The 11,517-nt window shown below is 55.8% G+C and carries 8 protein-coding genes; 4 read left to right on the forward strand and 4 right to left on the reverse strand.

The genetic code is table 11. The annotated features are described in order from the left end of the window. Positions 1-54: 54 nt before the first annotated feature. The 3 genes from NB063_RS24895 to NB063_RS24905 form a co-directional block, all read right to left on the reverse strand. Positions 55-1,326, reverse strand: coding sequence for an alkyl/aryl-sulfatase (locus tag NB063_RS24895; RefSeq protein WP_250931750.1), 1,272 nt, complete (start codon positions 1,324-1,326; stop codon positions 55-57). Between the two features lie 133 nt (positions 1,327-1,459). After that, positions 1,460-1,912, reverse strand: coding sequence for a MarR family winged helix-turn-helix transcriptional regulator (locus NB063_RS24900; RefSeq protein WP_250931743.1), 453 nt, complete (start codon positions 1,910-1,912; stop codon positions 1,460-1,462). 326 nt (positions 1,913-2,238) lie between these two features. After that, a complete protein-coding gene (locus NB063_RS24905) occupies positions 2,239-2,613 on the reverse strand; it encodes a winged helix-turn-helix transcriptional regulator (protein ID WP_250931744.1) in 375 nt (124 codons plus the stop codon). 126 nt (positions 2,614-2,739) lie between these two features. On the opposite strand from NB063_RS24905, the gene NB063_RS24910 reads away from it, so the two are divergent. Together NB063_RS24910 and NB063_RS24915 are read left to right on the forward strand one after the other, a co-directional pair. Further along, entirely contained in the window at positions 2,740-2,943 is a 204-nt protein-coding gene (locus NB063_RS24910; RefSeq protein ID WP_250931745.1) for a hypothetical protein, read from the forward strand. A 208-nt stretch (positions 2,944-3,151) separates the two neighbouring features. Then, positions 3,152-4,138 (forward strand): zinc-dependent alcohol dehydrogenase family protein, encoded by a 987-nt coding sequence (locus NB063_RS24915; protein ID WP_250931746.1) that lies wholly within the window; start codon positions 3,152-3,154, stop codon positions 4,136-4,138. A gap of 388 nt (positions 4,139-4,526) precedes the next feature. On the opposite strand, the gene NB063_RS24920 is transcribed toward NB063_RS24915, so the two are convergent. Next, positions 4,527-5,900 (reverse strand): glycoside hydrolase, encoded by a 1,374-nt coding sequence (locus NB063_RS24920; RefSeq protein WP_250931747.1) that lies wholly within the window; start codon positions 5,898-5,900, stop codon positions 4,527-4,529. An 875-nt stretch (positions 5,901-6,775) separates the two neighbouring features. Here NB063_RS24920 and NB063_RS24925 point away from each other — a divergent pair. Next, a complete protein-coding gene (locus NB063_RS24925) occupies positions 6,776-9,640 on the forward strand; it encodes a DUF1592 domain-containing protein (protein WP_250931748.1) in 2,865 nt (954 codons plus the stop codon). 146 nt (positions 9,641-9,786) lie between these two features. Beyond that, positions 9,787-11,229 carry a DUF1552 domain-containing protein gene (locus tag NB063_RS24930; RefSeq protein WP_250931749.1) on the forward strand — a complete coding sequence of 481 codons (1,443 nt, stop codon included), beginning with the start codon at positions 9,787-9,789 and terminating at the stop codon, positions 11,227-11,229. Positions 11,230-11,517: the final 288 nt, after the last annotated feature.

Below are 11,517 nucleotides of genomic sequence, written 5' to 3' on the forward strand. Positions count from 1 at the left end.
ACCGATCACGATCAGCGGAATGGTCGTTATACCGAATGACTCCAGCCTACCTGCTTAAAACCATACTTCGCTCAACTGGCCCGACTCAAGTTCGTTGGCATAGCTGAGGTAGTAATTCCGGTTCGGCGCGTTGTACTCCCTCGAGGCCAGGCCTCGTAGAGCCGCGATCTTGACTTTGCGAGCGAGATTCCTGTCGGCGGTGTCCAGCCACTTGACGTGGTCCGAGAGTTCCAACGCCCATTGGTACTCGTTTTTCGCCAGCGCGGCTTCCATCTGTTCGGTAAGCTTTTGTGTTCCACCGGCCAGTTCGGCCATCTTCTCGGCTTTGAGTTTTGGCTCTAGCGGATTGAGCGTCGTTGGATTGCCGTCGTACCAACCCAGCAATCCGGAATAGATGGCGCGTACCGCATGCGGCACCGCACCGTAGAACTGAATCAGGTACGGTTTGTCTCGTAGATGCTCAGGGAGTTCGACTTCGTGAGCAAGTTGATCGGGACCTTTTCCCGCGTTGATGCCTCGCACCGTTTGGTCGTACACACTTCGAATCGCTTCGCTGTAATCCGTCAACGCCGTCGTCGCCGCTTCCTGTCCTCGAATAGGCATTGTGTGGCCAGGAACGACCACGTGTGGTTTCAACGCGGCCATCTTGCCAACGCTTTCGGACCAATCCAGTACGTCGCGATAGGCCGTGCCTCGAATCGCGTACAGGTTTGGAAAGGAACTGTAAAAATTGTCGCCCGCGAATAACACCTTCTCTTTGGGTAGCCAGATAAACATCGCGTCATCGGTTTCCCCAGGTGCGATGTGGAATTCGAGTTCGACACCCGCGATCGTTGTTTTGAGTCCGTTGTTGGGGACGGTGACGGTCGGTGGAAGGAACCCTTTGCCGCGATCGCCATCGTCGGTACCCGCCGGTGCCACACCGCGATTGGTGCTTTCGGCTGGCGAGAGCTTTCGGCCGAACTGACGCACGTTCCGTTTCTGCTTGACCGGGTCGACCGCTTGGTTGACGCCTTCGGCGGAACCAAAACTTTCCGTGGCGTAAATATCCGGTTGCTCATCGCCGATAAAGGCACTGGCTCCGCCGATGTGATCGCCATGGCTGTGGGTATAGACGATCGCTTTGACCGGCTTGTCGCTGTATTGCCGGAATGCTTCAGCAGCGTTGGTCGCACTACTCGGACCGAAGAGAGTATCGATGATAATGACGCCGTCCGTGCCGATGATCATCGAAGTGTTCGCGCCATGAAAACCAACGGCGGTGAACACGTTGTCCGCAACTTTGACGACTCCCTTCTCGAACTGTTGCTGTTGAGCGTTCAGCATTCGCAGTGCCGTCTCGGGATCGACCTGCGTTTGTCCGCTGGCAACTCCAGCCGTCAGCGCGAGGATGAAGAATAGGCCGACGGCTCGCGAACCTTTACGGATACTGAGTGAGAAACGATATCTGTTCATTTACTTAATCCTTTGCGAGGTGGTTCGTTAAGTTGATCTGCATCTTTCGCAGAACGTTTTGTGTTGCTTCCAGCTCCGACTTTGGGATTCCCTTCAAGGCCGTTTTTCGCAGCTCGTCCAGCACGGGGAGGACCTTTTGCAGTCGTTGTTTGCCTCGGCGAGTCAAGCTGATCATTACGATGCGAGCGTCTTCACTCGATGCATTCCGCTGGACGAATTGGTTTTCGACAAGCCGATCCAACTGGCGTTTCACGGTCGTCGGATCACGAATCATCAGCGATGCCAACTCGTTCATGCTCAGCGGTTGGCCGGCATCAAGCAACGTGATCAACGATTGCGTCTCTTCGGGAGAAAACGGCCAGCCCGCTTCCTTTAGAACCGCTGACATGCCAGCACGAATCAGATAAGCGACACGCCCGATTGCGAACCCGGGCGAGGATTCGGAACCAAAATTCATCATCACCTCCGTCAAGCTGAGTCATGTCAATTGCGGTTCGCGTCAATCTGACCGCATCTCTGCGAGCTCGATGACACGAATGACTGTATGATACAGGTATGCGGCAATTTGTCAAGTCATTGAGTGCCGGATATCGCTGATACGCGCTTGAACGTAGAGGGCGTGGCAACACTTGGAGGTGGCGACATTTCGAGGTGGCGACCCAAATTCTCGTGTCCCGAAATCTTGTGACTCTGTACCGGAGGGCTTGCGCCCTGCCGCTAGAAGGCGTAGCGGAACGGCGCGAGCCGTCCGGTCTCACCCCCGTTTTCACTGCTGATGAAACGCTAGTCTTTCATCTCGGTCGCGGCTTTTTCAAGCAGTTTTAACGCGTGGGCTTCTCCCCATTTTTTCAAGGCGTTGATAATCGGCCGCAACGATTCACCTTCTTCGGTCAGTTCGTATTCGACTCGCGGCGGAACTTCTGCGTAGACGATTCGATTGACCAGCCCCGTGTTTTCGAGTTCGCGAAGTTGCTTGGTCAGCATCCGCTGGGTCACGCAACCGATCTTGCGTTTCAACTCGCTGAACCGAAGCCGTCCGTCGAGCAAGTAGTAAAGGATGATGCCTTTCCATTTCCCGCCGATCAGTTCCAGCGTCGCCTCAACGGGGCACGCGGGCAGTTCGTAGTTCGTGTGTCGCGACTCATTTTTGGTATCCATTTTGTGCCTACGTGCCTAAAAAGTGCGTACTTGTCCGCTTCGGGGCTACCTATAACATGAGTACCGAGCACTGCAAACGCAAGTGTTAACGTGTCTGTCGCCGCTGGTAGAACAAGGGCCTCGGGAATGAACTACGAAGGTAACACGACATTCAAAGCATATTGGAACGAGAGTGTGCTAGCTGTCGCGAGTGATGTTCCCTCTGTGAGTTTGCTGAGCCCAAAAAGATTGACGGACCTTGATGCGGTCTGCTTGAAGCTGCAATGCGACCGCGAAGCGAAAAAGGCGGTGGCAGCAGACGGCCCACGCATCAACCGTCAAACCAACTGACGACACGTGGAAGGTCGAAGCTTATTGGCTCTATCAAGCCACGAGCAAACCGCCGGCCATCAATCGTTTCGCCATCGCGGATAAACAAGACATGCAACGCGATACGGATTACCAACGCAAACTGGATTGCCTTGGTGAAAAATGTTCAGGAAATCAACTCACGACGAGCGATGCGTTTCCATTAGCTAATTAAAAAACAGGAAAAACCATGAAAGCGATGATTCTCAATTCGTACGGTGAAGATGCCTCCTTTGAAGCAGCCGAAGTTGAAACGCCCAGTGTCAAGCCGGGCCACGTTCTGGTGAAGATCGCAGCGTCGAGCGTGAACACGGTCGATACCATGATCCGCAACATGGGCAAGGATCTTCCGCTGTCCCCGGACACGCCGGCCATCTTGGGAATGGACTTTGCCGGGACCGTTGAAGCCGTTGGTGATGATGTCACTGACTATTCAGTGGGAGACGAAGTCTACGGATGTGCCGGTGGGCTGGCCGACTTGCCGGGGACACTTGCCGAATACATCGTCGCGGACGCCGATCTCCTGGCGCGGAAACCCAAGAACCTGTCCATGCGTGAAGCTTCCGCCTTGCCATTGGTAGCAATCACCGCTTACGAAGGTTTGCAGCGCGCTGGGATTCAGCCCGGTCAGAAAGTTCTCGTTCACGGTGGCTCTGGCGGCGTTGGGCACGTCGCGGTGCAACTCGCCAAGCACTGGGGCGCGGAAGTCTATTCGACCGGCGGAGGCGAAAAACAGTTGGCCTTGATCGAACAGTTGGGAGCGACGGCGATCAACTATAAATCGGAATCGGTCGAGGACTATGTTGCGAAGCATACCGGCGGCAGCGGGTTTGAACTCGTTTTTGACTCGGTCGGCGGAGCAAACTTGACAAAGTCGTTCGAGGCCGCGGCGTTCAATGGGCAAGTGGCGACGACGGTTTCAATGTGCGAGCTCGACCTAACGCCCGCTCACTTTAAGGGCTTGTCGTTGCACGTGGTGTTCATGCTGATTCCGATGCTTCACAACTTCCGACGCGATGCCCACGGGGCGATCCTGAAGGACCTCGCCGTGATCGCGGAATCGGGGGCTCTGAAACCCGTCTTGGATGAGCAAAAGTTTTCGCTGGAGCAAATCGGCGACGCTCACGCGAGACTCGAAAGCGGCAAAGCCATGGGCAAGGTCGTGGTCGACAACTAATCCCATCGGTTCTCTGCGGGGATAAGCCGGTAGGCAATCAATGGGGGCTTGCAATCTCTAGAACCGTGCGAATACAAAAGCGAGACTGTATACTGTGTTTGAAGTCAATCCGATGAACCGTGCAGTCAATGGTGAAAATCGAATGGGCTACCACGGTCAATGAAACTGTTCTTGGTTCGAAAGTAAATTCCATCGTCGCGAAGGGACGTCGATTGCATTACTGAAGGATTTCAAATGTAGCGGAACGGCGCGAGCCGTCCGGTGACTCGGGACCGGACGGCTTGCGCCGTTCCGCTAAAAAAGGCACTAAAACAATCAACGTCCCAACGCGACGGTGTTGGGCAAATCCGCGATTCACCCCGTCCCGCGAACGCAGGTTTCGCGTTCGTCAGCGAGACTTGCGTGTGAGGTGAAGCCGGATCACGTTGATTGATGAAGGCTTGGACTCGAAGATAAGTTGGGTGGCTGATGCGGCCTTTGCTTCCACGCGATCCCCTCGGATGTTTTGCGAGTCTTTGCTCCAGGTTACGATCTCTGCCTTTGCGTCGGACAAACGACCGCCACTGAGTCGTATGTCAATCGTTTCTGGTTGGGTTTCATTTTGGTTCATCAGCCAAAGGGTCAACTGTTCCCCTTTCCAAAACACCATCGTTTCCAGGTTTTCTTGAGGGGTTCCAAACAGACTCGGTACATACCAACCGTTCATGGTCGTGGCGGCAAACTCAAGAAATAGCCAATGGGCTCGCATGCGTTTGCCCACGCCACCTCTCTTGAAATAGATGGAACGGGTTTCCGAATTGATCCCTCGGGACCAGTTCTCAAAGAAAATCTCTCCCGCCAGACCGGCCCGGTAGTCTCCCGCGCGGTTGAAGAAACTGGATATGCTTCTGCCAAAGTCAGGCTCAACACCCGAGGTCCTTCCGGCAGCCCCCATGCCGGCTTCGTCATTGAACGCTCGTTTGCCCATCGACGCCGCCAACTGGACAAACTTGCGGACGTTTTCTTCGCTTCCGGAGTTGTTGTACTTGTGCGTGCAGAAACCAGCATAGAGTGATCCATCACCTAACTTCTGGATCTGCTTCAGGTCGCGGATGCCGCCGGTGACTGACCAGCTTGCCGGTCCGACGATGATCGGCATTGGTACCTGATGGGCACGACACGCGTTCTTGAGATATCGAATGACTTGCGAGGTTTTTTCGGGAGAGATGACCTGAGACCATTCCTTACTCGGCGACAAGCAGAATATCGAGACACCGTTGCGGTGCATCAACTCGAGATAGTCCAGCAGAAACTTCGCATAGAGCCCCGTCTCCAGCTGATCCGGATCGTATTTTCCGCCGTTGTACCCGCCACCCCGATAGATCCAGTCGGGCAGGTTGTTTTCGTTTCCGTAACCATCGAAGTCGGTTTTGGGTGTCGCCCAGAAACGAATACCCGGCCGTACCGCCTTGATCTGTTTCATGGAAGCGATTTGTTTGTCATAGATCTCCATCTTCTTGTTGTCACGTTCCGGCTCTTGATGTTTGTTGAAAGACACGCGTAGGTAATCGACCCCTTCGGTGCCGTCGAAGAGCCACCGGATGATCTCGTCTTTATTCTTGGCGGTTTGCAGAGCGGCCGCCGATCGCTCCATATCCGCGCCCATCACAACAATCTGTTGCTGGGGGCGATCCAAATGGATTAACAGTCGAGTCTGGGCATGACTGACGCCACCGCTAGCCGCTAGCAACGCCAAGCACAGCAATGAGAGGCGGATTGACATTGGATCACGCGATGGAGTGAACGAGGAAGTCATTTTTTACGGTATCGGTTGCCGCCAGCGTTGATGGATCCAGCTTCACGCTGGCGAAAAGAATGGAGCAACTTGCGATTCCGTTTCATCCCGCATTTCGGTGTGCCTGGAGGGCCGTTCCGCAGTTCCTTCCGATTCCGTCGCGGATCTGCTTTGCTTAAACACCGATCGAGTTCGCCGAAACACCGGTCGGGCCGGATGGGATTCAGCTCTCGCTCGAGTGCATTGTAGCTTACCAAGCTTGGATCGGATCGTTGCGTGCAAGTAACCGAATGTTGCAGGGTCATCGCTTGCGACGTATCGCGAAAGAAATCGACGTGGCCCGCCGCCCCATAGATGGGGCTGGTGTCCTATCGAAACAGGGCTTTGGGGGTGCTTGTACCGGATGTCGCACACCGGAGGGCTCACGGCCTGCCGCTGAGCCAGGCTAGTGGGATGGCGGGAGCCGTCTGGTCGTGCATCGGGTTTCAATGCTAACAAAGCATGAGGCTGGTGCGGAGGATTTGAGTACGCACCGCCCGCTAGCAGGTAGATGAACATTCACCTGACTCTCACACAAAAAATCCGCCTGACCCCTTTCGAGTCGAGCTTTTAGATGCGGCGAAAGGCCGCTTTTTGCTCAACAGGACAAGGTTGCGAAGGACTACCGCCCATAGGCGATCTTAGACGGCGTGCCGCTGTCAAAATCCCTTATTAAACTTGTTGATTTCTTGTATAGATTTAAGCTGTATGAACAAATCAGAGCCCGGAAACTTTGGGCTTATTGCAAGTAAGGCGGCAATTCAAGAGGTTGGTTTTATATGTGGTCGCCCCGTTGCACCCTACGATTACCCCACGTTTTCGGGATGTTTGCCTGCTTCGCGTGGGGGCAGATCAGCTTCCTCGCGATGGAAGGTGGTCTGAGCGTCGTGATCAGTGCCGAAATGAAATCGGCCGAAATGAGAACAGCCGATGCTGGGCGCGAAGGCGATAAGAGGCGAGCCACCAAGACGGCTCCGCCCGGCATTCCGTCCCTGAGCGAATTGAAAACGTTGGGGGCCGAAAAATCTGCCTATCTCCAAGCGTCCAAAGCGACCGTTGAGCAGCCTCCGCAGCGTGATGCGTTGACCTTTGCTCAAAAGATCAAACCGATTTTGGATGAGGCCTGCGTCGACTGTCATGGTCCCTACGGCGCAGAAGCGAGCTTTGATATTACCGCGATCGATCCTGATTTAGTCGACGGTGGTGATGCCGAATGGTGGGAAGAGGTGCTCAGGGCGTTGAACAATGGCGAGATGCCGCCTCCCAATGAAGTGGAAATGCTTGATCAGGATCGTGCAACGGTCGTCGAGTGGTTGAGCAGCGAGATCCATTTCGCATCCATCGCGCGTCGGGCACGCGAATCTAATACGTCGTTTCGCCGTTTGACGAAGTACGAATACAACTACGCGTTACAGGATTTGCTGGGCGAGCCGTGGGACTTCGCCAAGGACCTGCCACCGGAGTCGGTTTCGGAGGATGGTTTTGAAAACAGCTCCGATTCACTGCATCTCTCGGTATCCCAGTTCGAAACTTATCGACAACTTGCACGACGTGCGTTGGATCGAGTGACCGTCCGAGGGCCGCGTCCTGACCTGGTCCGTTGGCAACACAGCATGTCGGATGCAGCGGCGATCGAGGAACGAATGTATCAGGCAAAAATCAAAAGGCTTGAGAAGCGATTCGAGGACGATGCTGAAAAACGTGAACAACAAATCGAGACGGCGACGAGGCTCTATCGCAATCCAGGTACCGGGCCTTACTACCTGAACGTTGCGACTGGAGAAAAGACGCGTGCGAAATGGGAGTACAGCGGAGCTCAGTATGCGATTGAGCCTGTTGAAACGTCTCCACAGCAGACGTCCGCGGTCGAGGCGACTCATGTCGCCGTGCTCCCCGCGGGGAGGAATCCTCATCTGACCATCGAACTTGGAAATCAGGTTCCCGATGAAGGCTTGTTGCGTGTGCGTGTCCGCGCGTCGCGTGCTCCCGACCAAAAACGGATCCCGAGCATGCAATTGGTTTTCGGTTGGCGAGCGACCAACGAGGGCCGCGCCGACGTGCGAGTCAGTAAGCGGGATACTCCGGTGACGGCCGCGCCGGGAGAGGCGGAAACGTATGAGTGGCTGATCCCAATTGGCGAGATCGATCCGCGTAATGCGGAACGCAAGACATCAACGATGGGACGTTTTCCCAGCCCGTCGGAATACATTCGGCTCGTCAACAGCTCGGTTCCCCGAGGTGGCGACCAGCCAGCGGATATCGTGATCGAGTCGGTCGAGGTCGTGGCGCCGATTTACCATCAGTGGCCACCAAAATCACACCAGCGAATCTTTCCGGATAATCGGGCCAGCGAAGAATTGTCACGCGAGGAAGAAGTTGCTTACGCACGCGATATTCTGACGTCGTTCATGCCACGCGCATGGCGATCACCGGTGGATTCCGCCGCGGTGGAGAATAAGCTCGCTCTCTTCGAGACAATACGTGGTGGCTGTGAGGATTTTCAGGACGCGATGCTGGAAGTACTCGCCACCGTGCTGACGTCTCCGAAGTTCTTGTACGTTGCTCCCAAGCCGATGGCGTCTCCGGTAGTCTCGGCTTCGCCGGTTTCAGCTCACGCGCAGGTTGCACTGACGTCTTCCATGTCGAGTAACCGGACGGCGGTCGCTTCGGCCAGTCGTGGTTTGGCCGCCGGCGACCTCGCCACTCGGTTGTCGCTGTTCCTGTGGTGTAGCGTACCGGATGAGCGATTGTTGGAATTGGCCGCCTCCGGAACACTGCATCAGCCAGAGGTGCTGCATGCGGAAGTGGATCGGATGCTTGCCGATCCTCGCCACGAACGTTTCGTACGACACTTTGTCGGCCAGTGGCTCGGCCTCCAAGCACTGTCGTACTTGTCGGTCGATAAAAGTTTCACCCAGTTCGACCCGGCGTTGAAAGAGGCTATGGAACGGGAGCCTCAGGCTTTCTTTGCGGAGTTGCTTCGGACCGGCGCAAGCGTCCTCGATGTCATCCACGCCAACTACGCGACGGTCAACGAGCGATTGGCGGTCCACTACGGAATTGCTGGCGTGGAAGGCAACGAGTTTCGCCGAGTCTCACTCAACGACGAACCGACACGCGGCGGAGTTTTGACCCAAGCAGGTTTGTTGGCGATGAATTCCGACGGCGAACACTCACATCCGCTCAAACGAGGCGTCTGGATACTGAAGTGTTTGTTGAACGATCCGCCACCACCACCACCGGCGGCGGTTCCGGAGATCGATTTGGCGGATCCGGAGATTGCGAAGCTGACTCTGAAACAACGTATTGAAGACCATCGCAATCAGGCGGCCTGCATGTCTTGCCACCAAAAGATTGACCCGTGGGGAATCGCGTTTGAAAACTACGATGCCATCGGTCAATGGAGAGACGAAGTCAAAGGGCTGCCGGTCGATGCCAGTTCTGCGTTGTACAACGACCAAGTTTTGGACGGCATTGATGGACTCAAACGCTATCTGCTCAACAGTCGGCAGGATCAAGTCGTTCGCGCGATGGTCGAAAAGCTCGCCATCTTTGCCTTGGGTCGACCGTTGGCCTTCAGTGATAACGCTGCTGTTGAAGAAGTGACGCGCGCCGTGCGGCAAGACGGCGACGGACTAAAAACTCTGGTGCACCGACTTGTTGCCAGCGAGCTGTTCCTGGCCCCGTGACAACGTCCGACGCCTAGGATTGCCCCGGTTCGATAACCTTCCACAGCTTCGCTCGCGATACCTCCCTTCCTCCCACTCCTCCCTCCACAACCCCTCGATTTGCAAGCGCGTTCAGCGTTCGACCCGCCCCCTGTAGGAACGACACGATGAAATTGAATTTGGACTCATTGGACCGCCGACGTTTTCTGCGTGGAGCCGGGGTCGCTCTCGCCCTGCCCGTGTTCGGTTCTGCCGTTAATCTCAGCGCGAGTTCCTCGTCGGACGCTTCCGCCGAGGGGCAATCGGGGGCAGATGGAAGCTCACCGCGAAACGTGAAGCGATTAGGCTGCTTCTACTTTCCCGACGGTGTCCCGATGCCGTTGGCCGAGGACCCCGCCTATCAAGACTGGTCTTGGTTTCCGCACGGCAACGGTACGAACTTTGCCTACACGAAGTGCATGGAAGTTTTTCAGCCGCTGAGAGACCAGATTACGGTGATGTCGGGGTTTTCTCATCCGGCGGTGCGTCAAGTTCATGGTCACTCCAATGCGGACCAATTCTTGACGGCGGCTGCCACGGGATCGGACGGCCCGTATAAAAACTCGATCTCTTTGGACCAGGTTTACGCGAACCAGGTTGGTGATCAAACGCGGTTCTCGTCTTTGGTGCTGTCGACCGATGGGGGCACCGGAACGCCGCGTGGTACACATACGATGTCGTTCACCCGTACCGGGCGCGCGATTCCCGCTGAGCATCGGCCCAAGCGTGTCTTCGACATGCTGTTTGTGAAACGCGATGCCGATGCCGAACGACGGTTGGCGTTAAGTAAGAGTGCGTTGGACGAATTGCTAGCCGATGCCAAAAGTCTGCGACGTGACTTGGCCGGTGATGACCGCGAGCGATTGGACGAATACCTGGATTCAGTTCGGCAAGCCGAACGCCGCGTTGAGAAAGCCAAACGCTGGGTCAACACTCCGTTGCCCAATGTGGAGACCGGAGACCTCGACTTGGACGTGTCGCCGGAAGACCCGCAACGTTATGTCCGGACGATGTTCGAGCTGATCTACTTGGCATTCCGCACGGATTCGACGCGGGTGGCGACATACCAGATCGGTCGGGAAAACGCGTTTGGTATCAGTGACCGTTTGGCCCGCGCGGTCGGTTTCAATTTGGCCCACGCCCTGTCGCACGAAACCAAGCAACCCGGCGGCTGGGAACGTTTTTCGACCTATTGTGGATTCCTCAACCGGGAATTCTATCGGTTTGCGTCTCGACTCCACGACACGCCGGAACCGGCCGGCGAGGGAACGATGCTCGACAACACCCTATTGCTATTCGGTTCCGCATCCAGTGCGTTCCACTTATCGCAAAACTATCCGGTCATTTTGGCGGGCGGAAAGGCGATGGGGTTTAAGCACGGGCAATTTCTCAATTATGCCGGCTCCGGTGCTGTCGGTGGTTTATTCGATGGGGTGCCCGAGCCTTGGATGCAAGAACCTGCCCAGGATGATCAGCCGTTGACGAAGGTGTTCGTCACGATGTTGCAGCAGTTGGGACTCGAGACGGAGAGCTTCGCCGGACAGACCGGTGGGCTATCTGAGTTAGTCTGACGGGTATCGTCCAAACTAAACTTGAGGGTTGCCAGAACCGGAGGCTGACCCAATGCGATGGGGACGTCGATTGAATTCTTGCGGGATTTTAAAAGTAGCGGAACGGCGCGAGCCGTCCGGTGACAGCAAGGAAAATGTTTGAGTTTCACCGGGCGGCTCGCGGGGTGTTGTTTTAGGCGTTTCGCAAAAATTAGTGAGCCGACAGCGCTAGCTGCGGGCCTCCGATGGGCACGTTCTAGCCGTTAGGCCCGCGGCTAGCGCCGTCGGCTCACTAAAACAACAGCCCGC

The organism is Aporhodopirellula aestuarii (genome assembly GCF_023701485.1).
Taxonomy (GTDB): Bacteria; Planctomycetota; Planctomycetia; order Pirellulales; family Pirellulaceae; genus Rhodopirellula; species Rhodopirellula aestuarii.

What these genes read in the sequence shown, in the direction of transcription:
- NB063_RS24895 (WP_250931750.1), bottom strand. Translation starts at nt 1,326, where the DNA reads ATGCTGAACGCTCAACAGCAACAGTTCGAGAAGGGAGTCGTCAAAGTT.
- NB063_RS24900 (WP_250931743.1), bottom strand. Translation starts at nt 1,912, where the DNA reads ATGAATTTTGGTTCCGAATCCTCGCCCGGGTTCGCAATCGGGCGTGTC.
- NB063_RS24905 (WP_250931744.1), bottom strand. Translation starts at nt 2,613, where the DNA reads ATGGATACCAAAAATGAGTCGCGACACACGAACTACGAACTGCCCGCG.
- NB063_RS24910 (WP_250931745.1), top strand. Translation starts at nt 2,740, where the DNA reads ATGAACTACGAAGGTAACACGACATTCAAAGCATATTGGAACGAGAGT.
- NB063_RS24915 (WP_250931746.1), top strand. Translation starts at nt 3,152, where the DNA reads ATGAAAGCGATGATTCTCAATTCGTACGGTGAAGATGCCTCCTTTGAA.
- NB063_RS24920 (WP_250931747.1), bottom strand. Translation starts at nt 5,900, where the DNA reads ATGTCAATCCGCCTCTCATTGCTGTGCTTGGCGTTGCTAGCGGCTAGC.
- NB063_RS24925 (WP_250931748.1), top strand. Translation starts at nt 6,776, where the DNA reads ATGTTTGCCTGCTTCGCGTGGGGGCAGATCAGCTTCCTCGCGATGGAA.
- NB063_RS24930 (WP_250931749.1), top strand. Translation starts at nt 9,787, where the DNA reads ATGAAATTGAATTTGGACTCATTGGACCGCCGACGTTTTCTGCGTGGA.